The organism is Photobacterium galatheae, assembly GCF_000695255.1.
GTDB classification, from domain to species: Bacteria; Pseudomonadota; Gammaproteobacteria; order Enterobacterales; family Vibrionaceae; genus Photobacterium; species Photobacterium galatheae.
Window position 1 is genome coordinate 133,082 of record NZ_JMIB01000026.1, and the last position, 25,391, is coordinate 158,472.

General features: G+C 48.3%; 21 protein-coding genes and 2 pseudogenes. 14 read left to right on the forward strand and 9 right to left on the reverse strand.

Annotation, left to right across the window (positions count from 1 at the left end; all coding sequences use genetic code 11):
• Positions 1-8 precede the first annotated feature (8 nt).
• Entirely contained in the window at positions 9-2,477 is a 2,469-nt protein-coding gene (locus EA58_RS12965) for a M9 family metallopeptidase (RefSeq protein WP_235199614.1), read from the reverse strand.
• Between the two features lie 832 nt (positions 2,478-3,309).
• Between EA58_RS12965 and EA58_RS12970 the strand changes: the two genes are divergently transcribed.
• From EA58_RS12970 to EA58_RS13015, 10 genes are read left to right on the forward strand one after another with little or no spacing between them, the layout of a single operon-like run.
• A complete protein-coding gene (locus EA58_RS12970; RefSeq protein WP_036753544.1) occupies positions 3,310-5,250 on the forward strand; it encodes a 3-dehydroquinate synthase in 1,941 nt (646 codons plus the stop codon).
• Positions 5,250-6,155 (forward strand): UbiA family prenyltransferase, encoded by a 906-nt coding sequence (locus EA58_RS12975; RefSeq protein WP_051642079.1) that lies wholly within the window; start codon positions 5,250-5,252, stop codon positions 6,153-6,155. The genes EA58_RS12970 and EA58_RS12975 overlap by 1 nt, the downstream gene beginning before the upstream one ends.
• Positions 6,156-6,172: 17 nt before the next feature.
• The gene (locus tag EA58_RS20995) at positions 6,173-7,114 is read left to right on the forward strand and encodes an EboA domain-containing protein (protein ID WP_051642080.1); all 942 of its coding nucleotides are present in this window, start codon (positions 6,173-6,175) and stop codon (positions 7,112-7,114) included.
• Positions 7,101-7,985 (forward strand): TatD family hydrolase, encoded by an 885-nt coding sequence (locus tag EA58_RS12985; protein ID WP_200872183.1) that lies wholly within the window; start codon positions 7,101-7,103, stop codon positions 7,983-7,985. The genes EA58_RS20995 and EA58_RS12985 overlap by 14 nt, the downstream gene beginning before the upstream one ends.
• 60 nt (positions 7,986-8,045) lie before the next feature.
• Positions 8,046-9,248, forward strand: coding sequence for a metabolite traffic protein EboE (eboE, locus tag EA58_RS12990; RefSeq protein WP_036753435.1), 1,203 nt, complete (start codon positions 8,046-8,048; stop codon positions 9,246-9,248).
• On the forward strand, positions 9,241-10,626 hold the full coding sequence (locus EA58_RS12995) for an alkaline phosphatase family protein (RefSeq protein ID WP_051642081.1): 1,386 nt from the start codon (positions 9,241-9,243) through the stop codon (positions 10,624-10,626). The genes eboE and EA58_RS12995 overlap by 8 nt, the downstream gene beginning before the upstream one ends.
• Positions 10,627-10,635: 9 nt before the next feature.
• Positions 10,636-12,558, forward strand: coding sequence for a hypothetical protein (locus EA58_RS13000; RefSeq protein ID WP_152548021.1), 1,923 nt, complete (start codon positions 10,636-10,638; stop codon positions 12,556-12,558).
• Positions 12,559-12,573: 15 nt separating this feature from the next.
• Entirely contained in the window at positions 12,574-13,623 is a 1,050-nt protein-coding gene (locus EA58_RS13005; protein WP_051642082.1) for a ferritin-like domain-containing protein, read from the forward strand.
• 9 nt (positions 13,624-13,632) lie between these two features.
• Positions 13,633-14,424, forward strand: coding sequence for a VOC family protein (locus tag EA58_RS13010; RefSeq protein WP_036753441.1), 792 nt, complete (start codon positions 13,633-13,635; stop codon positions 14,422-14,424).
• Positions 14,421-15,488, forward strand: a complete 1,068-nt coding sequence (locus tag EA58_RS13015; RefSeq protein WP_200872184.1) for a hypothetical protein — start codon at positions 14,421-14,423, stop codon at positions 15,486-15,488. The genes EA58_RS13010 and EA58_RS13015 overlap by 4 nt, the downstream gene beginning before the upstream one ends.
• Positions 15,489-15,599: 111 nt before the next feature.
• Here EA58_RS13015 and EA58_RS13020 read toward each other — a convergent pair whose 3' ends face one another.
• Positions 15,600-16,655 (reverse strand): PI-PLC domain-containing protein, encoded by a 1,056-nt coding sequence (locus EA58_RS13020; protein ID WP_036753443.1) that lies wholly within the window; start codon positions 16,653-16,655, stop codon positions 15,600-15,602.
• Between the two features lie 401 nt (positions 16,656-17,056).
• Between EA58_RS13020 and EA58_RS13025 the strand changes: the two genes are divergently transcribed.
• A complete protein-coding gene (locus EA58_RS13025) occupies positions 17,057-17,416 on the forward strand; it encodes a hypothetical protein (protein ID WP_036753446.1) in 360 nt (119 codons plus the stop codon).
• Positions 17,417-17,522: 106 nt separating this feature from the next.
• Here the strand turns inward: EA58_RS13025 and EA58_RS21710 are convergent, their stop codons facing one another.
• Both EA58_RS21710 and EA58_RS13035 read right to left on the reverse strand, forming a co-directional pair.
• Positions 17,523-18,314, reverse strand: coding sequence for a hypothetical protein (locus EA58_RS21710; RefSeq protein ID WP_161781045.1), 792 nt, complete (start codon positions 18,312-18,314; stop codon positions 17,523-17,525).
• Positions 18,315-18,484: 170 nt separating this feature from the next.
• A complete protein-coding gene (locus EA58_RS13035; RefSeq protein ID WP_081819649.1) occupies positions 18,485-19,795 on the reverse strand; it encodes a mechanosensitive ion channel family protein in 1,311 nt (436 codons plus the stop codon).
• A gap of 263 nt (positions 19,796-20,058) precedes the next feature.
• On the opposite strand from EA58_RS13035, the gene EA58_RS13040 reads away from it, so the two are divergent.
• Positions 20,059-20,466 (forward strand): hypothetical protein, encoded by a 408-nt coding sequence (locus tag EA58_RS13040; protein ID WP_036753451.1) that lies wholly within the window; start codon positions 20,059-20,061, stop codon positions 20,464-20,466.
• Positions 20,467-20,794: 328 nt separating this feature from the next.
• Here EA58_RS13040 and EA58_RS21370 read toward each other — a convergent pair.
• Both EA58_RS21370 and EA58_RS21375 read right to left on the reverse strand, forming a co-directional pair.
• Positions 20,795-21,051, reverse strand: a pseudogene (locus EA58_RS21370) (IMP dehydrogenase); the annotation flags it as partial.
• Between the two features lie 142 nt (positions 21,052-21,193).
• Positions 21,194-21,561: pseudogene (locus EA58_RS21375) on the reverse strand (tyrosine-type recombinase/integrase); the annotation flags it as partial.
• A gap of 60 nt (positions 21,562-21,621) precedes the next feature.
• Here EA58_RS21375 and EA58_RS13050 point away from each other — a divergent pair.
• A complete protein-coding gene (locus EA58_RS13050; RefSeq protein ID WP_152548023.1) occupies positions 21,622-22,038 on the forward strand; it encodes an HNH endonuclease in 417 nt (138 codons plus the stop codon).
• Positions 22,039-22,124: 86 nt separating this feature from the next.
• Here EA58_RS13050 and EA58_RS13055 read toward each other — a convergent pair whose 3' ends face one another.
• Both EA58_RS13055 and EA58_RS13060 read right to left on the reverse strand, forming a co-directional pair.
• On the reverse strand, positions 22,125-23,054 hold the full coding sequence (locus EA58_RS13055) for a sce7725 family protein (protein ID WP_036753457.1): 930 nt from the start codon (positions 23,052-23,054) through the stop codon (positions 22,125-22,127).
• Entirely contained in the window at positions 23,029-23,937 is a 909-nt protein-coding gene (locus EA58_RS13060; protein ID WP_235199615.1) for a sce7726 family protein, read from the reverse strand. Before EA58_RS13060 ends, EA58_RS13055 begins: the two co-directional genes overlap by 26 nt.
• Positions 23,938-24,409: 472 nt before the next feature.
• Between EA58_RS13060 and EA58_RS13065 the strand changes: the two genes are divergently transcribed.
• On the forward strand, positions 24,410-24,991 hold the full coding sequence (locus EA58_RS13065) for a hypothetical protein (RefSeq protein ID WP_051642084.1): 582 nt from the start codon (positions 24,410-24,412) through the stop codon (positions 24,989-24,991).
• Between the two features lie 61 nt (positions 24,992-25,052).
• Here the strand turns inward: EA58_RS13065 and EA58_RS21380 are convergent.
• Positions 25,053-25,391, reverse strand: a 339-nt coding sequence (locus EA58_RS21380; RefSeq protein WP_161781046.1) for an HNH endonuclease signature motif containing protein, incomplete at its 5' end; no start/stop codon positions are given.

The following is a 25,391-nucleotide window of genomic DNA, read 5'->3' on the forward strand; positions in this document are numbered from 1 at the left end:
TCAAGAGATTAGAAAACGCTTGCATAGATTTCAACAGTCGCCTTTTCTCCTTCATTGCTCAGCATCAGATGGACATAACCTGCCTGATCTGCGGTGATTTCAATGAATTCACGGTTGCCGGTGTAAGTCGAAGCAACGTCGTACTTTTCAGCGGTTGGCCAGTGAGCGCTGGCAGCGTACAAACTTACATCGCTGCTGGAGCCATTGACGCTGGCGGCTTCTTGAGTTGGGTTGACCCAGACGCGCAGTGTCTGACCGGCTTGCGGGATATAGAATCCCAGATAACGCTGCTCGGAAACACGAATAACCTGTGGTTTATCTGCTTCAAGAACAACGGGCGTTAAATCATCTGCAGGTTTGGTATCGTGATGATCTTCACCATGAGCCGGGGCTGCAATGTCTGCTGCTGCCTTCAGCGTGACTGAACGGAAGGCTTCACGGCCGGTCACACTCAGGTAATAGCGTCCTGGTTTGATGTAGCCATTGGTTTGCGGAGCAAACGCCAGTGTTTCGTTGCTGCCGCGTTGAAAATCGGTGAAGTCAAAGTCATAGTAATGGGCGACGCGATCATAACTGGCATAGAGATCGGCATCACCATCACCAGAAATGGACAGCGAAAATTCACGGGTATTGGCCGGAATATCGACATAATACAAGTGCTCGCTGTAGGCTTCACCCGCCAGTGTGATCGGGTGATCGATCGCCAGCGCTGTGGCTTCATCCGGGTTTGGCTGAGGTTCAGGCTGAGGATCGGGTGTCGGTTCGCCCGGCTCATTCCCCGTAGACTCGACGGTCAGCAGCCAGTCCCGGAATTCTGTCGAATAAGTACTTCCCAGTCTTTTTGCGGTGTCTGTCCATTGGGCATAGTTACCTTGCCGGCCGTAGGATAAGAGGGTATTCACTTCATTCGGGTGGTTTTCCATCAGAAAGCGGACTGCCAGATAACCCCAGCGATAAATCCGGTTCAGATCATGATCATAAGTGGTTGCCAGCACTTCAGACAGGGTATAAGTCTGCTCGCGTGCCAGTTCAACCGCTGCGGTGTAACCTTGCTTGTAATGCATGTATTCAGCGAAGCCTTCCAGCCACCAGACCGTGTGTCCCGGACTCAGTACGTCATTGAAATCGCCGTATAGGTTAAAGCGGCCATCCAGATAGTGCACATATTCGTGCTCCAGATTCAGAATGCTGTAGCCTTCAGCATATTCATTGCGATAGGCCACGAAGCGCGCCTGATTATCCGGGTTTGCCGGGTTTCCTTCCAGATACTGACCGCCATTATTGGTGGTATTGCCAAACAGGAAGTTCGAGAAACTGACATAATCAGCGTTGTTGTCGAAAACCACCACTTCAACACGGTTGTTGTGATCATCGGCAACGGGCTGGTCACCGCTGTTGACCACCTGATGAAAATCAGCTTCTTTGTCGGAAAGCACATCGCACACGTTCGCCGCCTGAGCCTGCGTCATTGCCTGTGCGCGGACAATCGCGGGGCCGTCACACTCGTAACGGAATGGCATGACACGGGCTTCGAGCTGAGCTTTAGCATCTTTTAGCCCCAGCGATTCAGCTTTATCGGGCGCAAAGTAATTGATCATTTCAGCAATCCCGACCCACATCTTGTCGCTCTTGCCACCAAGTGGGTAGCGTTCCAGCAGGGATTCCAGAATTGAAAGCACTTGCTTGCGGGTTGATTCGTGTGGTGTCACCAGCAAACGACCCATCTCACGTGCCGTATTGCTCACAAGGAAATCGGCGTCTGTACCCAATGCCCATTCGTTATTCAGAATGAACTGATGTAGTTGCTCCAGGTATTCAGGATGCTTGGCCAGATCATCATAAAAAGGCGTCAGGCTGATATGGCCGCTCATCGCACGGAACAGGTTGTTGAGTGCGTCCACAAATTGCAGATCTTTGGCTGTTTCTGCATTGAAATGATTCAGGAGTTGTAACTGATTAGCCAGGGTCAGCGGTAACTGACGAATATTATCGACCATGATGGTCATGCTTTTCAGGGCAGCGACCTGCTCCCGGCCGCTCTGCGTGGCACTTGGCGAGGTGAGAAACGCATTGATTGTGTTCGCCAGAGCGACATCAAGCGCATCCGAAAAATCACCGTACTGCGCTTTGTTCGCGTAGCGGACGTAGTAGGCTGCACGAACGAATTCACCCAGGTTCTCGATGACAACGGCCTGCTGTGTTTCACCCTGATATTGATTGATGTGCAGCATGAGCTGTTGCTGGATTTGATGGATACTGTTTTCGCTGAACAGCGTATTCAGTGTGTCTGCCGGTGCAGAAAACCAGGCGTTTCTGCAATCAATATCGGCTTTTTCGATTTCTGAGATCGGGGAAGGGGAAGCAGACAGCGCATCCATTTCACAAGATGGTGCGGCTGCGGCTGTATTTGCGTACAAACCTGCAGAAATGAGCAGCGCCAGCGCAGAGCGCTGTAAACCGGAATGAACGTTTTTCATCATGACAACCATTTGATTTTTGGTAGAAAAAGGAAATGGCGTTATACCAATCAGACATTAAAATGCATTGGGTTGAATATGAAATTTAGAGGTCAGTTCACAAATAAACAAAAGCGTATATAAGTAATGAAAGAAAATAGCCTGATGTTTCACCGGGTTATCTCAGAATTGGGTCGTCATTCAAGAGAAACAGGTCGGGCATATTGCTGATATTGACCAGAATGAGCTGAATGGGGAAAACACGGCCCTGTATTTTTCCTTGCCAGCTCACCATAAACGGGCTGGTATTTTAAACGAACGGGTTTAAATACAGTTCAAGGCAAGGTGAAGTTGTATTTCCGCTTCAAAATTGATCATGAAATTCCTTCTCCTGAAATTCTGAAAGTTTCAGTGATTGGCCCGGAATTAGCTCCGTCTTTGATGAATGAAAAATGTGAGATTGAAAACTGACAGAAATGAGCGAGTGGATGTATTCAGGGAAAGTAATCTTTTGTTTTGATTGGAAAGGATTCAACTGACTGAATCAATTTGAAGCCATTCGGTTAGTAAATAAGTGATTTATTTATTTCATTGGTTAATTGATTCAAATCACGCAATGAGCCTTTGTATGACACACGGTGCGCAGATAAATCTTTGTGTTTTGCAGACAAGGCTATATTCAACAAAATAGTAGAAGTATTCCTTCTGGAAATACTCATCGTTGTTCAGTGTCAATTGTGATTTGAATGAAAGACGTGCGTGCTTTTCATTCGCAGACAGGGATCCGTCATGCATGACGCTACGGGTTGTCGTTGAATCTCTGACACATTTCAGTTGGGCAAGGTTGAACAATATGGATACATTTCATCGTACAGGCGCAGGCCTGGTGTTTTATGTCGTTGGCGTCATGGCGCTGATTATCTTTTCATTTGTCCTGTTTGAGCAGGATGTACAGTCTTTCGTTGCTTCAGCCATCACATTTCTTTCTGAAAATACGTCTGCCGGCTTCTGGCTGATTTCTTTATTTATTATTGCATTGCTGACCTTTGATATTGTCTTGCCGATTCCATCCAGCATTGTTGCCATGTTCGCTGTCACTGCCTTAGGGCCGTTATGGGGCGGGCTGAACATTGGTCTCGGATTAAGCCTGAGCTGTTGTCTCGGATATTGGCTGGGAGAACGTTCAGACCGATTATTGGGTGCCCGGTGGCTGACTCATCAGGAGCGTCAGAAAGCCCGTCGTCTGGCTGATCGCCTTGGTGGCGGAACGCTGGTGGTGATGCGTGGTGTGCCTGTGCTGGCTGAAACCTCAGTCATTGCTGCCGGGATGATTCAGTATCCTTTTGGCAAATTTCTGATGCTCACAACGCTGGCCAATACTGGTCTGGCTGCGGCGTATGCCTATGTGGGTACTTATGCCACGATTCAGGATCCTTTTTTGCTGGTCGTGGCCGGAAGCATTGCCATACCCGCACTGGGGTGGTTGCTGAAATGGACATGGCAGCATGTGACTGTTTCTGAATCAAATTCTGAGTCAAAAGAGGGTGCTGTTTCGGCAATACCTTCTGATGAGATTCAGACCCTGAAAGCGTCATTTCACGTTCAGCATCAGTATCCTGTCTGTTTTACCCGGCATGTCTTTGCCCGGAATAATTCAGATTTGCTTACCATTTTACTGCGCTCGCGCATGAGTGCCGGAGAGGAAATACGCTCACAGGGTTGCGTGATGATCGTGGATCAAGGCGTCGTGGATGGTAATCCTGAAGTGTTGCGTGAAGCATCTCAGTATTTTTCACAGCATCAGCAATATATTCATCTGATGGCCGCGCCGATGGTGGTTGATGGTGGAGAAACCGTCAAGCAGCCGGCTCAGCTTGACGCGCTGTATCGTTATCTGCAACAGCATCAGGTTGATCGTCACAATAGGGTCATTGCCATTGGCGGTGGGGCATTGCTGGATGCCGTCGGCTATGTCTGCGCGACTTTTCATCGTGGAATCAAACTGCTGCGGATGCCCAGCACCGTACTGGCGCAAAATGACGCTGGCGTCGGTGTGAAAAACGGCATCAATGCGTATGGCAGTAAAAACCTGATTGGTACATTTTGCCCGCCTTTTGCGGTGCTCAATGATCTGGCGTTACTGAACTCCCTGCCGCAGCGGGATAAACGGGCAGGACTGGCGGAAGCCGTGAAAGTCGCCGCCATACGCAGTGCCGAATTTTTTCAGTGGCTGGAACAGAATGCACAGGCACTCAACGCCTTTGACGCCCGGGCGACACAATACGCGATTGCCCGGTGTGCTGAGCTGCATATTCATCAGATTACCCAAGGCGGAGATCCTTTTGAAACGGGTAATACGCGCCCACTCGACTACGGACACTGGGCCGCACATAAGCTTGAATCGATGACGCAATATGACGTCCGGCATGGGGAAGCGGTCGCGATTGGGATGGCACTTGATGCCTACTATGCCAGAGAAGCCGGATTCCTGAATGGTTATGAGCTGAGACGGCTGACCCGTTTACTGGAGAAGCTGGGCTTTACGTTGTGGCACCCCGCACTCGATCGGTGTGATCAGACCGGACAGCCCCTGATCTTTCAGGGACTGGAAGAGTTTCGTCAGCACTTGGGCGGCCAGTTATGTATTCCCCTGTTGACGGCTATCGGGACTGATCAGGAAGTCCATGAGATCGACACCGGCCATTTATTGTTTGCACTTCACACCTTAAAGGAACTGCATCTGCCTGCCGCTGAACGGGATGCGCTGCAAGCCCAATGGCAGGAGGTCGGCTGATGCGGATGCACACCTGGCTGACACTCGGGCGAGCTTCAAATCTGCCCAGTGTCTGGAGCAATGTATTTGCAGCCGCACTGGTGGCACAGGCCAGCCTGGGCAGTGAGATGGTGCGGACGGGAAGTCTGAGCCTGCAAGTCCTGTTGTGGGGCGGATGCCTGATCTCCCTGTCGCTGATGTATCTGGCGGGGATGTTTCTGAATGATGCCTTTGATGCCCGCTGGGACAGACGGCACGAGAACGCGCGCCCGATTCCGGAAGGAAAAGTTTCTGTGGGAGCGGTCTGGCTCAATGGGGTCATGATGTTGCTGCTTGGTGTGGGCATCGCGGGGACGCTGTATCAGCATGCATTTCCAGAACGGGCGTCGCTTGGCTGGCTGATGGTGCTTTGCCTCGCGCTATTAATCTTACTGTATAACCTGGTTCACAAGCGCTTTCGGCACAGTGCGGTTCTTATGGGCGGCTGCAGACTGGGTGTTTACCTGATCGCAGCGATGATGCTGGCCGGGATCACACCAGAAATTGTGCTGGCTGCGGTGGCGCTGTGCCTGTACATCAGCGGGATTACCTATGCAGCGCGGGAAGAACAGTTCAACCGAGTGTCTCAGTGGTGGTCGTTGGGACTTCTGTTTATTCCCGTATTTCTCCTGGGAACGCTGGGATACGCCTTTCCTTACTTCTGGCTCTATGCTGGTTTGCTGAGCCTTTACCTCTTGTTTGTGTTGAAGCGCTGTCTGTTTTCGACGCCCAGAAATGTGCGGGCGTTTATTGGGGGTTTGCTCGCAGCTGTACCGCTTCTGGATGGATTAATGCTGGCCAGTATGAATCTGGTGCTGCCCAGTCTGTGCTGTGTTGCATTGTTTTTCATGATGCCTCGCTTACAAAAGTGGGTTCAGGCCACCTGATTGTGTGAGACCAAATTATGTATTCCCGACGTTTTGATACGCCACTAAGTCACTTTTCTCCGGATGCACTGCAAAGTGAGCTGTATGCCATGCTGGATCCTGCATCCAGAACCTGGCTGCAGGTTGCCAGAGACAAAATTCTGGATTGCAGAACCCTGGATCATGCGATGAATGCCCTGATATTGACCAGTGCCATGGCCCGTCGAAAGCTGGGAGAAGCTGAACTGAAATACCAGCCGGAAGGGACACACTGGCAGGTTGATCAGGCCGGGCGGCTGTTGTTGTTGCTGACACTGAGAAGCATCGTACCGGCGGTGCAGTGGGGGGAGTTATTGTTTTCGCTTTACCGGCAATTTGATGAAAACGAGAAAATTGTCACCGTTCGGGCACTGGATTGGCTGGGGGAAAACCATGAGCTGAACCCGATTGCGATGGAAACGACCCGGACCAATGATATCAACCTGTTCGCGGCACTGGCGCTGAATAACTCCTATCCGGTGAAGTACTTCAATGAGCGAGCTTTTCATCAACTGGTGCTGAAGGCTCTGTTTCTGGATTTGAATATTCAGCAGATTGAAGGATTACCGTTACGTCAGTCGCCGGAGCTGACTCAACTCTGCGTGGATTTAACGGATGAGCGGTTGCATGCCACTCGGGAAGTGCCGCCATCGATCTGGCTGGGCATGCGCTATCGCTATCTGACAGACACCGCGAAGCAGACTTATATGCGGTTTGTGTTTTCTGAATCGGAGGCACATCAGCATTATACGTTGCTGGCACTGGTGAATAATGGCGGGCAGGACTGTCCGCCTGAATTCTGGCGCAAGTTGTCTCATCTGCAGTCATCCATGTCAGATGCGACCCGAATGCTTGCGGATCGCCTGCTCTCTCAATTCTCATTCAAACGATCGCATTCTTCATTTCCAACGACAGGACATTCTCATCATGAAATTCTTTGACCCACATATTCATATGGTGTCGCGCACTACAGATGACTATCAGCGTATGTATGCCGCTGGCATTGTCGGTGTTATCGAGCCGGCATTCTGGCAGGGACAGCCCAGAACATCGGTCGGCAGCTTCGTCGACTATTTCGACACCTTGCTGGGTTGGGAACGATTCAGGGCCAGCCAGTTTGGCATTCATCATTACTGCACCATGGGGCTGAATCCGAAAGAAGCCAATGACTTGGCGCTCGCCAACCAGGTGATGGAAGTGCTTCCCCGGTTTCTGGCCAAAGATGGCGTGGTCGCCGTAGGTGAAATTGGCTATGACGATATCACACCGGAAGAAGATATTTTTCTGGCCGAACAGATGCAACTCGCCATGGAGTTTGAGTTGCCGGTGCTCGTGCATACGCCGCACAGAGACAAAATCGGCGGCACCAAACGGACGATTGCCCTGATTCGTGAAGTCGGAATTCCTGAAGAAATGGTGCTCATTGACCACCTGAATGAACTCACGCTGCCGCTGGTGATGGAAACCGGTTGCTGGCGCGGCCATTCCATCTATCCCAATACCAAGATGTCTGAACAGCGCATGGTTGCATTGCTGAAAGAATATGGTCTGGAAAAAATGGTGGTGAACAGTGCCGCAGACTGGGGATGCAGTGATCCACTGAAAGTCCCCAAGACTGGCGCTGCGATGAAAGATGCTGGTTTTAGCGAAGCAGAGATCACCCGGGTGTTGTTCGAAAACCCAATTGATTTTTTTGCGCAAAGCGGCCGGATCAGCAGAGAGGCGGTGAATACGCCCATTCAGGTTGATCAAACCCGGTTGTGGGAATCCAACTCTGCACTGCGGGGGCAGGAGCCTGTCATCGAGGGTTAAACCCTGAGCATTGCGAAAAACGGAAAAATGGATAAATGGACATAAGGCAATGAGGTGGGTATGTGGCACCCGAGTGAATTGGCCTATTGCAGTAACCTTCATCCAGGCGAAACCCTGGCAGACGTTGAAGCGAATCTCAGCCGATTTTTTTCGCCGGTGATGGCGAAGCGCGGGCAGACGCAGATGTCGAGCGGCTTGTGGCTGAGTGCAGGCGCTGCGTCTGAATTACAGCGCCCCGAGGCGCTGCAACATTTTCGGCAATGCCTGCAACGAAACGGAGTGTCGCTGACGACCTTAAATGGCTTTCCCTATGGCAACTTTCATCAGGGCGAAGTGAAAGAAGATGTTTATCTGCCTGACTGGAGTGATCCACGGCGGCTCATCTACACCTGTCAACTGGCAGTGATTCTGGCCAGTTGTCTGCCGCATCACGTGACTATGGGCGCGATTTCAACCCTGCCGCTCGGCTATCGGCAACACTGGCGTGACGACAAACACCTGAAGGCGATTGAGCATCTGATCTGGCTGAATGAAGAGCTTGCTGTGCTGAAAGCGCTGGAGGGCCGGCATATTCAGGTTTGTCTGGAAATGGAACCGGACTGCGTGTTGGAATCGACCACGCAGATGATTGATTTCTTTGGGGAACTGACTCAAGCGAATGGTGGCTATCCGGAGCATCTTGGGGTCTGTTTTGATGTCTGTCATCAGGGGGTGATGTATGAAGATGCCTATGATTCTCTGCGTCGTCTGACGGAAGCCGGGATCTATATTGGGAAGATCCAAATCTCGAATGCGTTTGAGGTCGATACGCAAGCATTGCTGGATCCTTTATCAGACTTACCGGACGTGCTGACACTCTTTGCGGAAGCGCGGTATTTGCATCAGGTGAAAGCCAGGCATACTGATGGCCGTCTCAACGCGATGCCGGATTTGTCTGGCGCTTTGTCAGCCTTATATGCGCCGGGTTCAGAGCTGGCTGAAACGGAGAACTGGCGGGTTCACTTCCACGTTCCTTTGGATATGTCGCAATGGATCCACCCAGCCATGACGTCACTTCATGACACACTGGAGAGTGTCTTTCAGTTTTTGTCTGATTACCGGTATCAGATCAAGCCCTGGCTGGAAGTGGAAACATACTCCTGGCTGGTTTTACCTGCCGACTTACAGCCACAGAATGACCATGAATTGATTGATGGCATTGTCAAAGAGCTGAGCTGGCTGGAACATCGGCTGAGAGACAGAGGCTTGCTTCGATATGACTAAGCCCCTGATCGTGATGAACATTGTCGGCCTGACGCCCGCGTTGCTCGGGGAACACACCCCGCAGCTTCAAGCGCTGGCGAATGAAGGCATCATGACGCCTATGCAGGGTGTGTTTCCCGCCGTGACGGCAACAGCACAGGCGTCGATGCTGACCGGGCTGAGTCCTGCTGAGCACGGGATTGTCGGGAATGGCTGGTATTTTCGCGAACTGGCGGAAGTGAAGTTCTGGTTGCAGCCGAATCAACTGGTTCAGGGCGAGAAAATCTGGCACAAGCTCAAGCGATCACGTCCCGATTTTCGCTGTTCCCAGTTGTTCTGGTGGTACAACATGTATGCCGATGTGGATCATGCCGTCACACCGCGTCCGCATTATCCGGCTGATGGCCGTAAAATTCTCGGTCTGTATTCCGAACCTGCACAGCTACATCAGGATATTGAAGCGAAAGTCGGCACCTTTCCTTTTTTTAATTTCTGGGGACCCGCGGCAGACATTCGTTCCAGCCGCTGGATTGTCGACTGTGCCATGGTGGAATTCACCATGAACCGGCCGGATCTTCAGCTCGTTTACTTGCCGCATCTGGATTACAACCTACAACGGCTTGGGCCGGATTCGCCGGCGATCAATGCCGATCTTGCTCAGATTGATCGTGAAGCCGGACGATTGATCGACTTTGCCCGGGAACAGGGCGCTGATGTCATGGTGGTGTCTGAATACGGGATCACCCCGGTCAGCCAGTCGGTCTCAGTGAACCGGATCTTACGGGAAGCCGGATTCCTGCGGGTCAGAGATTCGGTGGACTGGGAATTGCTGGATTGCGGTGCCAGCCGTGCCTTTGCTGTTGCCGATCATCAGGTTGCTCATGTGTATATCAAAGATCCGCGGGATATTCAGCCTGTGAAACAGTTCCTTCAGTCCCAGCCCGGCATTGAACAGGTGCTGGATCGCCGCGAACAGCAGGTTGTGCAGGTCAATCATGACCGCAGCGGTGAGCTGGTTCTGATTGCAGAACCCGGCTGCTGGTTTGATTACTATTACTGGTTCGACGACAGCAAAGCACCAGACTTTGCCCGAACCGTAGATATTCACCGCAAACCCGGGTACGACCCGGTGGAACTCTTTGTCGACCCTACAATTCGTTTCGTCAAACTCAAAATCGCTGCCCGTTTATTACAGAAAAAACTCGGGCAGCGCATGCTGATGGATGTGATTCCGTTAGATACGTCGTTAGTGAAAGGCAGTCATGGCCGACTGGCGGATTCTCCCGAGCATGGACCGATTTTCATCACCAATAACAAGCAGATGTTGAATCGGCTGGATCAGCCGGATTGCTTATCCATGCAGCAAGTTTGTGGTCTGTTGCAACAGCACTTTCAATAGCGAGGCAATATGAGCTACTTAAATAACTTGCGGATGGTGTTCTCCGGCAAATTCCAGTCGGATGTCTCTACCGTCAATAATGATGTCCGGCATTTTGATGTCGCGGAATTCAAACCGGAATATCAGGAATATCAGGACGACCAAAATAAGAACGGCTGGTGGAACCCGTGTGGTTCCGGTGCTTTCCGGTTGATTGACTGTCAGGTGACGGAAGTCGGCTATCAGGACGGCACCACCACCCGCGATCCGAAGAAAGATCCGGTGATTGGCATGCTGATCGGCGGTTCGAACGATCTGGTCAGCGCCAAAATGGTCGATTTGGATCCGCAGATGCAGTTGGTTTCAGAGATATGGGGACTGACCATGCGCCTGACTGACGGCAAAATCCCCGGCTTTTTTGAAGGGAAGTTTCTGCCTGCGCCGTTTCGCGACATTCTGTTCAGCCGCCAGCAGCAAAACGGCGGTGGGGATCAGACGGCAACGGCGATTTACCAGTCGGTGCTGGATGACTTGTCCTGGGTGAACGTCAGTCATTCGCCATTCCTGCAGCAACTGAAAGCCATGTCGGAGAAGGTCGGCAAGCTGTCGGTTCGGATGATGGTTTACAGCTATAACACGGATCATACCAACCCGGAATTTACAATCGGGCGAGTGTCGGGTGTGATTGGCCCCGCATTGGAAGGCGAGCCAGACAGCTTTGTGCTGGGGCGTCGATTTGCACCGGCAAACGGTGACAGAACGCCGCAGAATATGAACTTTTTTAACGCTCAGGTGGATGCAGAAGGACGCAATATTTGTGTGGACCTGAGTAATGCTTTACCCCTGTTGAATGGCAATGGTGATTTTGTCGATATTGGACCGATTCAGCTGGTGGTGCTGGGCAGCGAATTTGATGAAGGCACCACACATCTGAGCGAGTCGGTATTCACACCCATTGGCGATCCGATTCCGTATATGAGCACAAACTGGATGCACAATACCGGGGCGTTGTTCAATGCCACGAATCTGACAGACAGGCAGATTCAGGCCATGAGTTTACAGCCACTGGCTTTACTCAATACGAATGACAATTCCATCATGATTCGTGAAACACAGGACGGGCTGCTGGTCCGTGCCGAACAGGTGGTTCACCGGCTGAATCCGGATATGCCGGTGGCGGTTGATTTTTATGCTTCACGCTATGGGGTGCCGTCGAAAGGCGAGCAAATCGAGGTCACGCTTCAGCCGCCGGCATCTGATCAGGGTACTGGTCCGGATGATTTGGGCATCCCGATTCCCGTCATCAACGTGCCGGAATCTGCGATCACGCTGGGCGCCAATGCCGTCACGGATGCCAACGGTAAAGCCCGCTACGAATATTCGGTGACAGGGCCCGGCAATCCCAGAAAGTATATGGATGGTCAGGTGTATCTGATGAGTTATACACCGGTGGGTGCGACGGATTATATCCAGCAGTTCATGGATATCATTGCCAATCTGGTTTTTGACCATTACACCGTGCCGGCTCAGCCGACCTGGAATGACGTCAAACCCATCATGAGTCAGTACAACAATTTGTATCCGGTGATGGGTCGCATGCTGGTCAACCTCAGCAGCTACGCGTCAATGGTGCGATTCCGCAGTGTGCTGGAGCTGGCCTTCTCCCGGGAGCATAACGATCCCAACTATATGCCGGTGACACGCGACCTGTCTGAACCCAAACGGCAGATGATCCTGAAGTGGCTGTGTGAGCAGGACAGCAGCGGGAAGTATGTGCTGCGTCGCGGTCAGGATGAGGCCCCACTGCCGATTGAACCCTGTGCGTCCTGTGAAATTTCTGAGCCTCAGGGGCAGGTGAAAGCGCGTCTGCTTGCTGAAGCGCCGGAGGTGTTGAAAGGTTCAAAAGAACTGGCAGCAGACCTGTATCGACGTCATACCAACAAACAAGATTAAAGGGCGGGCAAGATCATGTTGAAACTTAAAAAGGAAGTTGTTGAAAAGATTCGCAGGATTACCAATGTCGTGGAATTGCATTATTACCTGCAAAATGCCATTGAACTGGAGCATGCGACGATTCCGGTTTACCTGACAGGGCTGTTTTCACTGAAGCAGGCTCAGAACGTGGAAGCCGGGAATCTGGTGCGCAGTGTGGTGATTGAAGAAATGCTGCACATGAGCATTGCCTGTAATGTGCTCAATGCGATTGGTGGAAAACCACAAATTAATAAGCCCGGGTTCGTGCCGACCTTCCCGGGGCCGTTACCCATGGGGGTTGGTGAAGATCGTGGATTGGTTGCCACGTTAGCACCGTTGACCAAAGAACAGGTCAAAACTGTCTTTATGGCGATTGAGGAGCCACAAAATCCGATTGATATTCCGGTTGAGAAATTCATGCTGGCAGCCGATCCATCCTATACCACGATCGGTGAATTCTATCAGGCGATTATTGACAAGATCACGCAGTTAGGGAACGGCATTTTTACCGGCGATCAAAGTCGTCAACTGGTCGATACCAAATGGTTCCCATCTGATGAGCTGTGGGCCGTGACAGATGTGGATAGTGCCTGCAGCGCGCTGCAATTGATTGTGGATCAGGGAGAGGGCAGCAGTAAGTCGCCGGTCGATGATGAGGGTGAGCTGGCACATTATTATCGCTTTGCTGAGATTTACTACGGCAAACGGCTGGTCAGAGATAAAGCCTCACCGGTGGGCTGGTCGTTCAGTGGGGCGCCTGTGCCATTGAATCCGGATGACGTATATAACCTGAAACAAAATGCCAAAGCGGAAGATTATCCGGCAGGCAGCGTCGCCCGACGTTATGCGGATCAGACCAATTACACCTATTCCTCACTCCTGAATTCACTGCACCATACCTTCAATGGGGAGCCGCAGCAGTTGGATCATGCGATGGGGCTGATGTATGAACTGCGTCTGAGCGTGCAGAAAATGGTGACGATTGATCTGGGCAATGGTGTGCATGCTGCGCCGCCGTTCCAGTATGTCGCAACCAACGTTTAAGGAGGCACAATGATGCGCAACTTGTTCGTCTTTCATGAGATCGTGACCCCATCGCCTTCAGGGCTGTGCCGTTTTTATGGTGAGGTGTTTGGCTGGCGCTTTCAGCCGATGGATGATCAGGGGGCGTTGTTTGCCATTCTTTCAGACAGGCCCGGCGATGCGCCGGTTGGCTTACTGACGCAAACCTCGGCGGAACCGGGGTTTGCTCAGGCCACGTTGTTTTACGTTCAGGTCGAGGATATTGATAGCTTTTTGCCCCGCGTTGTCGCGCTGGGCGGAGAAATCGTGATGCCTGCCACGTCGTCGTTGCTGGGGGAATGGCAGTATCGGCTGGCGGTGATTTCTGATCCGCAACAGAATCAGGTCGGTGTCATGGAGCCTGTGACCCGGGACGGGCAAGTTGTGCCTGTCCCGGTATCGCCTTTCCGGTTTAACGAGATTGTTACGCCTGATCCGGTCAGTCTGGCGGATGAATTTTATGCGTTGCTGTTTGACTGGCAGATTCAAGAGACCGGCCCTTCTGATGCTCCATTTCTGACCATCAGTACAGGCCAGTCGTTGGAGCCGGCGGGCGGGATTGCCCAAACAGCCGACAAAGCGGGATTCAATCATTTCGCCAGTTTTTATATTGAAGTGGATGATGTGAAGGCTGCTCTGGGACAAGTTGAAGCATCGGGTGGTCAAACCGTCATGCCTGCGGTGCCTGTCCCTTTAGGCGAGACAATGGTGACGATTGCCATGTTTACAGACCCGCAGCAGAACCAGCTTGGTTTAATCAGCCGAAGGGGAGGCAAATCATGAAACAAGGGATCAGTTTATACCGGTACGGGCTGTTTTTTTTCATCGCAATGATCCTGGGTTCGATGGGCACTTTTGGCACTTTTGGCATGGCGGGCATGGCGGGACAAGCTGTCGCGGCGGAAGCGCCTGTCGCATCAGAAGAATCATCGGATGTTTATTTCACGATGGGGGTTCACAACACCCTCGGCTGTGAACCGGCGAGTGTTTGTCTGCCAAAACGTCAGACGGGGGATCCCAGTGATCCACAATATCCCGAATACTGGGTCAGCGACTGGACCATGTTCCGAGTGTTTCAGAACTACCAGAATAATCCACCGCCGTATACCAATCCGCCGTCAACACTGAGTGCTCAGGATTATACGGTGTCGTACGGAACCACTTATTACGACAGTACTTACCGGCCAGCAGACGGGGATGGCGAAGGTGCGATGATGGAGCATTACAACAAGTACTGCCTGCCAATTTTCCCGATTCAGAACAACAATTACACCTGTTCCTTCATTTCGCTTGGGAATAAAGCTTATTTCCTGACATATCCGGAAGACAGGCCAGCGGATATGCCGGAATGCTGCTTGTTTTCGCCAGAGAACCATCCGCCGCGACGTGATTTCATCAAACATTTGCCCTACAGTGCGACGCGCAGTGAGTTGCTGAATGGCTCAGTTCAGGCCTATGCCCTGACGCTGCAAGGGCCAGAGCCGATTTTGTTTGGGTATGCATTCAATAAAAATGCGTCACCGGATGCAAATACCGGTGCATGGTATCGGCATCCTCAGTCTTTTTATTTTTCCGGTGATACCACGACAGCCAATGCGCCGATTGTCAGCCAGAATTACACGAGTTTTCGCACGCAAAAACCGGATGCAAAAGACACCTGGGACAGAGTTGGCCAAATGTGCACAGCCAAATCTTTGCCCAAGTGTCAGCTGTTTACTTATCAGCAGAATACACAACAGGACGCGAAACTGGATACAAAAGCTTTGCAAGCTGTCCCTCAATCTGTTCCGGCTAAACGCGGCGCAGGTGTGTGGAGTGATTTGAAACCGCCAAGGCTGAAAAATTAAGGGCGTAAATACGGTGGGTCACTCGTCCCTTGAGTGATGCTGAGTCATCTTCAAGGGACGAGCCTATGCTTTCAAGGTTTCAAGGCTTCAAGGCTTCAAGGCAGGAAGGCTTCACAAGCCTGAATCAACCGAATCATAAGCATTACAGTTGAATGCGTTTTGACTGGCGTAAGCATTTCTGGGCTGACCGATATCTGAATACCGATCACCGAGCCTATTTGGCCCGGAATAGACGGATGCCATCGAAACAGAGCAGGCGTCGTTCGGGTTGTCCTCGGTACAAAAACTTTCTGCGTAGACTGAGTTGATGGGGCCGATAATCACCCCATTACCTTCCTGCCCGCACTGCCAGTTGAATCCGGCTAAATATTCCCAGTATCGACGGTGGCCGAATAAAAGCCTTACCATGTCATCTTCATAGGGGCCATCCCAATTCAAAGTCCATAAAAAGACAGCGTTGATGTGCGTTTTGTGTTCAATATCGCCGCTGAGATAATTGAGATTATTCATGTCCCAGGAAGGCCCGGTATGTGTACCCAGCGCACCTAAAAAAGGGTTCCCGGCAGACAGGCCACACTGTATCCCCCATGTTTTGCAGGTGTCTGCGGCTGTATTGCTGTCTCTGTTACTGTCGACTTCAATCAGAAACGTACTTTCTTGCTGGCGCTGAAAGCGGGAAATGTCTTTTCTGACGACTTCTGTATAGACCGTATTTAGCTGGCTGATGGGCCATACCCCCCAAAACTTTCGCAGTGTGCCATCACCGGTGCCTAGCGTGTGGTAGACAAGATGTATGAGTGACTGGTACTCCGCCTCAGAGCGATGTCCTGATTTGATATCCAGCCAGACGGCACCGATTTTATTTTCACGTGCTCCGTTGTTGCCTGTCCCTGTATTGGCGATGTTGAGTACTTCCGACAAATTATAAGCTTTCTGATCTCCCCGGTGATAAGCACACCATTCTTCTCGACTGCACCGAATACGGGGAGAAATTTCCGAGGCATGGGTAATATCAATTTCTATCGCATTTAGCCCGTCATCAATTGCATGATTGACGGATGCCGGGCTGTTTGCTCTGTGCGCAAATAACCAGGCATGATTGGAAGCAAAACTCTGGATGGCATAAAACAGAAATAATGCAGGAATCAATAAAATCATTGGATTCATCGTAATCTCCGTGAATACGGTCATGAACGATACAAATATTTCATCATCGTTCGAATTGAATGAGAAAAATATATTTTGATGCGATGGTATTGAGGTGTTTTTGTTTCGCCGGTTCGGTTGATTGACTCGCTTTTGATCGAATGAACTCGGTCAATTGAACTCATCGCGATGATTGTAGGTGAACATGCTTACGGGGACAGACACTTTTCTGAGGTCAGTCGATAATCTGCGAGCGGGTGGGCATTGCGGCAGGTTTGACCTCTGATAAAGGGACAGGCACAACTGAATCAAGTGTCTGTCCCTTGATTCTTGCTCTGTTTATTGTCAGCCACATTTAAGAAATCATCAGATCAGAGCGCCATAAGGGTAGAGATATCGTGTTGAAATGATCATGGAGCCATATGAGTGGGTTAAAGACGGCCTTGAAGAAATCGATCATCTATCTTGGAATGATGATTATTCTGGCTTTGGTATTTCAGTTTACCTTCGGGCGCATTGCGCATGGCACGACGATTGTGGCGGCCTTGATGGTGTCGATCGCTCTGGCGCTCCGACTGCAAGTGAAACACCTGCCGGTTCTGTATGTGCTGGTGGCTGCTTTTCTTGGTCTTGACAGAAAAATGCATTGGTTTCTTTTGGTTGCGCCGAAAGCCGAGCATCTGATTTTCGTTGCGACAAACGCGATATTTTATTGCTTGCCTGTCTTCGGTGCGTTGATTCTGGAAAAAGTCTGCCGAAAATGTGAGCGGTTGATAGGTTGATAGGTTGATAGGTTGATAGGTTGATAGGTTGACAGGTTGAGAAGATCCAGCCAAACAGGCACCTCAACGTCAGGGGACCTCAATATTGAGGTCCCTGAAGTTCTCATCAATAGGCAAATACGGGCGATTGAATGAAAGTGTCCCAGCTTTCTTGGAAGTTGACCGTCCAGAATTTCACTTCGTCTTTTTTCTGTGGCAATTTGATTGTCGTCCATGCATAACGGGAAAATTGCTGACGTAACACTTGAAGCGCTTCCGGTGATTCAGGCAGGCTTGTTGTGACCTGGTTTTCTGCATCACAACTGACTTTCATCTTCACTGTCACGTCGTTCACCAGCACATCTGTCTGTTCTGGCAATGTTTCAGGGTTACACTGGCCCGGCCATTGAATGGCAATTGAAGGGGAATCCGTCATCGTGCGGGTCAGGGTTGCTGTATAGCGATCTTGTTTGATACTTGCCGCGACGGTTTTTGAGGACTGTTTCAATTGATGCTGATAACGTTCCCCTTCTTTTTGAGACAGGGTGATTCCTTTTCTGAGTTGTGCTTTCGTGACTTTCAAACCAGAAGTATTTTGGATAGTCCATATAAGATTTTCATTGTAAGTGTCTTGAACGATTTTGAGGACATATCCATCTGTTGATGGCACCAGACTTTGTTGAATGAGCAATAAACTATCTGAAATCTGCTGAAGTCTATCATGTTGCTCCTTTGAGAACCGGCTATACAGTGTTGTTGCACGATATTCTGATGATTCTGTATTTTGAAAGCTGGTATAACTCACCCGTTTATTATTCTGTATTTCAACCCAAGTGGTTTGATTGAATGAATTCGCAAACGCCATTTGCGTTTGTATCGCGAGAAAGGGAATCAATGCAAAAGAAATTAGCTTCATCATGAAGATCCAAAATTGAAAAATGACAGATGCTTATGGCGACCATCCACTTGAAAGCTTGAGCTGTCGTGATGTTAGAAGTGGATAAGCCGTTGTGGTTGAGCACATGAAAAGACAGCCACATCCAATGACGTGGCTGTCTGATGAAGGTTGTGAAATCGCCGAGTGGCCGGTTAGTTCATTCTCATTGAATCGGCGGCGGGTTGGTACTCACTTGCAACAGCCTCAGCATTTTTGGGTCGCTGCTGATTGGCTGACGCTCGCCACTCACGGAAATCATGACCCGTGGGTGCCTGAGAAACACGTAATCCGAACTCTGGCATTACGGCATAGAGATGATCGAAAATGTCCGATTGAATGCGCTCATATTCCACCCAGACCGTGGTGTTGGTAAAGCAGTAAATTTCCAGTGAAATGCCTTCATGCGTGGGCGGTAACTGACGCACCATCAACGTCATGTGTTGATGGATATTGGGATTCTGACGCAGGTAACGTTCCAGATAAGCCCGAAAGCTGCCAATGTTTGTCAGACGGCGACCATTAATCCGGCAAGCCAGATCAGAGCGATTGTGCTCGTTATAGCGGCTGATCTCTTCCACTTTATCTTTTATATAAGGTTCGAGCAGCTGTGCTTTTCGCAGGTATCGGGTCTCATCTTCCGAAAGAAAGTGCACGCTGGTGGCATCAATCAACAGGCTGCGTTTTATGCGCCGCCCACCAGACTGCTGCATGCCTTTCCAGTTTTTAAACGAATCAGAAATCAGCGCGTAGGTTGGAATTGTGGTAATGGTTTTATCCCAGTTCTGCACTTTCACTGTGGTCAGGCTAATATCAATGACATCCCCATCTGCGCCGTATTTTGGCATTTCCAGCCAGTCACCTACACTGAGCATTTTATTCGCCGAAAGCTGAATACCCGCGACCAGACCCAGAATGGGATCTTTAAACACCAGCATGATCACGGCAGTCATTGCACCCAGACCACTGAGCAGGATCACCGGAGACTTTCCAATCAGAATCGATGTGCTCATCAGAGCCGCCACGATAAAGAAGATGATTTTCAGACTCTGAGAAATACCTCTCAGCGGCAGATTACGCCCGGCCTGAGTACGACCCAGTAACACTTCAATCACGCCGAGCACGGCATAAAGTGTCAGAAGTGCGTACAGGACAATCCACAGTGAGGTGAGGGTTTGCAGAATCTCATAGATGGCACTTTCATCGGAAAGCCAGAGCTGTGCCTGAATTGCAATCACAATCCCCTGAATCAGCAGGGCAAAGCGGCTGAATAATTTCTGGCCGAATACCGCCTTGTGCCAGAGGGTTTCACTGTGTCCGGTAAACCGGTTTAACCACAGAATCACCCCGCGATGCAGGATCAAATGAATCACAATGGAAATCGCGGCGATCAGACCCAGTGCTTCACCAAGGTCGATCAGGCGTTGAACATCAATCTGATGGGAGTTGAACCATTCCGTAAGCATGGAAAATTTTGTTGCCTTCAATCAAAAACCAGCCGCCAATGTAGCATGAATGCCTTCTGAATCAACATGCAGAAACGGGTGAAAGATTGTGACGAACGTTGAAAGTGTTGCGGTAATTGCATCCGGCTGATGAATGCGAATGGGTGTTTTTATGGAATTGACTATTTTTTTTCCGGTTAGTCCATCTGTGCTCAATGTTTTATATCAATGGGTCGCATGATGAAAGCACACGATGTTTTTGAATGTGAAAGGCTTACGACGGCATGAATATTGGGAAAATATACTTCTGGCTTCTTCTGGCGATTTTTATTCTGATGGCAATGTTTTCTTCAGGAAGGACGACTGATCTTTATGAGATCTCAAATGTCTACCTGTTTGCCAATCTGTGGGCGGCATGGTGTATGGTTTCTATCGTATTTGCCCTTTGGGGCACAGCCGCTTGTGTTTATGGCACACCGTCGCTCAAGAATCGTTATTTGATGGCTTTTATTTTAATCAGCAATTCATTTATCTTTTTCGTTCAAGTGGAAATGCTGTCTATGTTTTATGAGATGTCTCTGAAATTTTCCGCCTTGTTTCTGCTGGAACTGATTTATATTCCATCCTCGTATTATATTTGTAAGCATTGGCGAAATTTATCTATCATGACCTTGAATTCAGGTGATAAATGATTTTTTCGAATAGATGACTGATTTATTATTATGTCTGGAACAGCGGTAATAACAGGAGAGAGATGGACTGGATTCTTGGTGAGGCTTCAGCCTCATTTTTAATTAATATGATAATTAACAGGAAATTACTTAAGGTTTTATTGTGGTTTTTGCTGTCATGCCATTTGATCTGAATGTAAAAAATATTCTTAGATTTTGGTTACATGAGGGTGAGAAAGGGAACGGAGAAATCATGGTTTCTGCGAGAAAATATATCAGGTGTAGACACTTGGCGATTTGGGTATTTGAGGCCGCTTAAAAGCGGCCTCAAATACCTCGGAAAAACCAATTACTCTCTTCCGTACACGTTGTTTTCTTGTTTTTGTACACGGATGAAGATGGTGCGTTTGGTCAGCTCTTTCAGCTTCACTGCGGCAACGTAGGTGCAGGTTGAGCGCACGCCGCCCATGATATCTTGAATGGTGTTTTCCACCGGGCCACGGTATGGCAATAGGACGGTTTTTCCTTCAGCGGCACGATAGTTGGCAACACCGCCGAATGCTTGTCCATCGCGCTCTGCGAAGACATGCCGAAGAATGTCATGAAAAATTATTAATCCATTTAAAAAACAGTAATTTAAATTACTTCTATTGTGTATTTTCTGTATGGTTATACAGCTATTCCATGCTATTTTTTACCGATTTTTTCACGAACGTAGACAAAATGTAGTCATTTTTCAGGAGGGAAATCAGAGATGGGCGAGAGGATTTTTGCTGATCGCATCTGAAAGGTGCTCTGGGGAAAATGAGCATAGCGCATCGTCATGCCAATATCAGCATGGCCGAGGATATCCTTCAACACCAGGATGTTTCCGCCATTCATCATAAAGTGGCTGGCAAAAGTATGACGCAAAACATGGGTAGCCTGGCCGGTTGGGATATCGTGAAAAACTTTTGTCTTCAGCAGATAACAAAATGGCGTATAGCACTCTTCAAACAACTGACCAGAGGTTGGCTTGAATATCTCTTGGTAGAATTCCGACGAGATAGGGACCGACCGATTCTTTTTGTTTTTCGTGTTCGTGTAGGTGATTTTATACTTACTCAGTTGGCTACCACTTGTTGTTTATAGTATGTGTGTAAACAAAGCGAACTCCGTTCGGCCTAACCTTCGCAGTTGAGTAAACCAAGTGAGACTTCGGCAGCAGGAACAACAGAAAGGCATGTTGGCCAGGAATACTTCAAACAGGAAGTATCAAAAGTTTGTGGCGGTCAATGTGTTGTCACTGGTGTGAAAGACCACGTACCTAGCATTATGATTGGTAGTCATATTAAGCCGTGGTCGTTATCGGATGACGATGAAAAGCTGGATGGGAACAATGGATTGCTGCTGTCACCGCACACCGACAAGCTTTTCGATAGATACCTGATAATCTTCTCAGAAGACGGGAAAATTATAATTGCGCCAGAGCTTGATGTAGCAGTGCTTGCGCAGTGGGGGATAGATGTTCAAAAAGCATATTCGATCTCACCACAGCAACAAGTTTACATGAAACATCATCGAGAAGAATTCAAGCGTAAGCGTTTGATTTAATATCACATTTACCAATGAAAATAGAATAAGCACCATAAATACTGTGATCTATGGTGCTTAAAAGTTAAGTGATAACATCAGATTGCTTATTTATTTCTTAATGAAAATTCAGATAGAGTTTCAATGTGGTGTATGAGTGAATAACAAAGCGATTTTCCTAAGCCAGGGTAATGATTGCTTTGGTGCAAATCTTTAAATTTCTTTAGTCCTTGGCTATCAAGAATGGTGTCAGAATTATTTGATGTGAAATATATGAGCTTCCCAAGTGCTTCTAAAAATTTCTTCAGCTGATTAGAAGTACCATCTTCAGCATTAGAAGTGCAATGCTTAATATGCACATCATATTTACCTCGATGATCAACAAATGTTAAATGGATAGTTACGGCAATAGCGGGACCACCACCTGATTTATATTTTTCAGTTTTGATCATGTAATCGCCAAAACCTATAGCATCATACTTCGTTTTATATTCGATGTTGATTGATGAAAATTTTCGTACTTGGTCACCATATAGTTCATTTTTTGTTTCACTTGGAAATGCATCCTGAACAACAACAACATTAGGTGCATTGTGAATAAATACATCACTACATTTGGTTATATTAAATATATTGTATGTTGAATTTTTCAAGTAGAATGAAATATCGTCTTGAATTGTTTCTCTAAAATAAAGGCAATACTCTTTATTATTTGATATTAAAATATCAAGAATCTGTTTTACAGAGTTGAAATTGATATCAGTAACTGCAATGCATTTCAAAAATGAAAAGTGTTTTTTTAGGTGGGATGAATAGCTTAATGGATCAACTCCAACAAGTTCATCAACTTGAGGATTGATAATAATGATTGGCTCAATGTCGTTATCATTCAGCACTTCGAGAGTATCGAAAAGTTGGTCGCTTTTATCTCTGACAGGTTCAATGATAGGAATGAATCCGTGTGAATAGTCCCCTTGAGAAACAGTTCGAAGTGCTTCTAGTTCATATTGTTTACCACGTAGGTATGGAAAGTACATTCGTATAGCCTCTTTGTTGTTCTATGTTATTCAACAAAGAGCTTATGATACTGTTTTTCCCTTTTCTATCGATCTTGTAGCTAATACCTATGTTTTTTAGTGATTCTGGCAACGAATTGATGAATTTGTGATCATTCTTGCGAAAATGCTTCAGGTTCTCTTTGAAAAGCTGATTGGCTTTATCTGAAGGGAGTGAGCAGAAGACTGATTTGCAGTAGTCGAAAAGCTCATAGCAAGGCACTTCTGGTTCTTTGCCAAGCACCGTTTTGGCAATGTTTGTGTATTCAGACTTGCGAAGCGAGTAGTACATGAGTTCAAGATCAAATTCTGTGTTCAGAGGTGCTTCTTTGATTGGCCGGCTTAAGTTGCCATTTTTGTTCGCTCTAATAATCCCGAACACAGGCATGTCATCATGAAGTTTAAGAACTGAATTTAGGTGGGATTCGTGTGTAACAACATAGGTTTTGTCAAACGCACGGGTGTACGCATGGAGCTGATCGGGCAATCGCTTCAAAGAATCAAGCTGGGTTTTGATTTCGTAGCAAGTAGAAAGGCCATTTACGACGACACAGTCAGCTTTGTTGCTGCCAATGCGCAATTCACTCAACATGCTGGCAGTGTTCATTGAGTGCTTTCCGAGCAAAATGCGATTGGCAATTGTATTCTTTACAACATACTCGTTCGGGTATTTCAGCCGCAGCAGGCGATAAGCCTCTTCATAGATGTCTTGTAATGTATCGAGATCAGCTAACTCATCGAAGGACTCTTGCAGTTCGACTACAGTGCTGTAATTGCCTTTGGCAACCTTGCTGATATCTGCACTGGTGAACAATTTTGCGAGTGGTTTGTAGTCCATATCGTTAGTTTTCTTCTCTGTAAACATATTAAATCTATAGCACTTTTAATCGTTTTCATCGTTGTGACATGTCACAATGGCCGGTGATGTTATGCAAATTACACCTCAACATCAACCTGTGTACTTCGACAGTAGTCGAAGAGTGAAAGTAATAAATTGCAATACGCCTGTCTTGTAAGCCCGCTCTGTCGAAAAGGACAGTGTTCATGTACTCATGCGGTTAAAACACAAGGTAAAATCCCGATATCACACACGAGATGGCAATGCGATTAATAGTCTTTTTAAAAACAGTAAGTTCAGCTGTCAGAAGCACAATTTGTGAAGTGGGTTTGCCGACAAGTATGCGTAAGGAAGATAATTGGCTTGTGAACGAAGCGAGGACCTATGGATCAGCTTCAAAGGTCAAGCATTTTTTATGCTTGAGAAGCGGTTAGTGTTTCAACAAAAATGTAGGTTCGATAGGATGGTTTGATAGAACTGAAGTGAAAGAGGATAGCAATTGAGCCAGGTAAATTTTCTCGCTTATTACAAAACCTTCGAGGATGATATTGATAAACTTTCACGATACATTGAAATCAGTGAAGACAATTTTAAAGTGTATTCAATTGAATTAACCCGATTGTATCTTTCAATTTGCTCTGAAGTCGATGTCGTCATGAAATTGCTATGCGGGCTATTAACAGATAATAAATCTAAGCCTAAGAACATGTGCAGTTGCCTAGAGATTATTGTTGAACATATGCCAGAGTTTGTTGATCAACAGGTGAGTTGTGCCGGTCTAAAGCGAAATTTTAAGCCTTGGGCGGAAGTTACTGAAGAGAAACGGCCAAGTTGGTGGGTGTACCATAACAAGGTGAAGCATGATAGGTCGAAGAATTATGCGAAAGCTAATTTAAATAATGTGCTTTTAGCATTAGCTGGTTTGTTCACCTTGATTGTTCACTATGAATATAGGAACAAATATCCGGGAATAGAAATGCAACGCTTAGACAATATCGATGATACTATAAGAAGCATTCATAGTGTTTGTAAGCGATTTCAATTACTTGATAATCCTTTTGCATACATCTGCTTGGATTGATTCTATTTGATTTGTAGAAATAACCGCACCAACAATCTAACCGGATTCTTGGTGCAGTTACTCACCCCTCGATCCCCACCAATTTCTCAACCAACGTTTGGTTGAATGTGGCTGCATCCACGGTGTAGTGGGCGCGGCGGTGGCAGGTGAGGCAGAGGGCGATGACGAATTTGGGATGATCGGGGCCGCCGTCGGCGAGGCGGTGGACGTGATGGGGCTCCAGGTAGGGGCCTTTTTTTGTTTCAAATGGGGCGGGGGTGTCGCAGTCTTCGCGGCTGTTGTCAGTAATGATTTTGTCCACTTCCCCTATGCTGAGACAGTCTAAACTGGAGTTTTCTGCCACAAAAAAGCAGGAGATCACCATGAAGAAGTCACGGTTTACTGAGTCACAGATCGTAGC

Excerpts from the sequence above, each read along its gene's own strand:
- EA58_RS13040 (WP_036753451.1), top strand. The coding sequence starts at position 20,059 with ATGAATATTGGGAAAATATACTTCTGGCTTCTTCTGGCGATTTTTATT.
- EA58_RS12985 (WP_200872183.1), top strand. The coding sequence starts at position 7,101 with ATGAAATTCTTTGACCCACATATTCATATGGTGTCGCGCACTACAGAT.
- EA58_RS13010 (WP_036753441.1), top strand. The coding sequence starts at position 13,633 with ATGATGCGCAACTTGTTCGTCTTTCATGAGATCGTGACCCCATCGCCT.
- EA58_RS12975 (WP_051642079.1), top strand. The coding sequence starts at position 5,250 with ATGCGGATGCACACCTGGCTGACACTCGGGCGAGCTTCAAATCTGCCC.
- EA58_RS13000 (WP_152548021.1), top strand. The coding sequence starts at position 10,636 with ATGAGCTACTTAAATAACTTGCGGATGGTGTTCTCCGGCAAATTCCAG.
- EA58_RS12965 (WP_235199614.1), bottom strand. The coding sequence starts at position 2,477 with ATGAAAAACGTTCATTCCGGTTTACAGCGCTCTGCGCTGGCGCTGCTC.
- EA58_RS20995 (WP_051642080.1), top strand. The coding sequence starts at position 6,173 with ATGTATTCCCGACGTTTTGATACGCCACTAAGTCACTTTTCTCCGGAT.
- EA58_RS13060 (WP_235199615.1), bottom strand. The coding sequence starts at position 23,937 with ATGTTTACAGAGAAGAAAACTAACGATATGGACTACAAACCACTCGCA.
- eboE (WP_036753435.1), top strand. The coding sequence starts at position 8,046 with ATGTGGCACCCGAGTGAATTGGCCTATTGCAGTAACCTTCATCCAGGC.
- EA58_RS13055 (WP_036753457.1), bottom strand. The coding sequence starts at position 23,054 with ATGTACTTTCCATACCTACGTGGTAAACAATATGAACTAGAAGCACTT.
- EA58_RS13025 (WP_036753446.1), top strand. The coding sequence starts at position 17,057 with ATGAGTGGGTTAAAGACGGCCTTGAAGAAATCGATCATCTATCTTGGA.
- EA58_RS12995 (WP_051642081.1), top strand. The coding sequence starts at position 9,241 with ATGACTAAGCCCCTGATCGTGATGAACATTGTCGGCCTGACGCCCGCG.
- EA58_RS13035 (WP_081819649.1), bottom strand. The coding sequence starts at position 19,795 with ATGCTTACGGAATGGTTCAACTCCCATCAGATTGATGTTCAACGCCTG.
- EA58_RS12970 (WP_036753544.1), top strand. The coding sequence starts at position 3,310 with ATGGATACATTTCATCGTACAGGCGCAGGCCTGGTGTTTTATGTCGTT.
- EA58_RS13020 (WP_036753443.1), bottom strand. The coding sequence starts at position 16,655 with ATGAATCCAATGATTTTATTGATTCCTGCATTATTTCTGTTTTATGCC.
- EA58_RS13015 (WP_200872184.1), top strand. The coding sequence starts at position 14,421 with ATGAAACAAGGGATCAGTTTATACCGGTACGGGCTGTTTTTTTTCATC.
- EA58_RS21710 (WP_161781045.1), bottom strand. The coding sequence starts at position 18,314 with ATGATGAAGCTAATTTCTTTTGCATTGATTCCCTTTCTCGCGATACAA.
- EA58_RS13005 (WP_051642082.1), top strand. The coding sequence starts at position 12,574 with ATGTTGAAACTTAAAAAGGAAGTTGTTGAAAAGATTCGCAGGATTACC.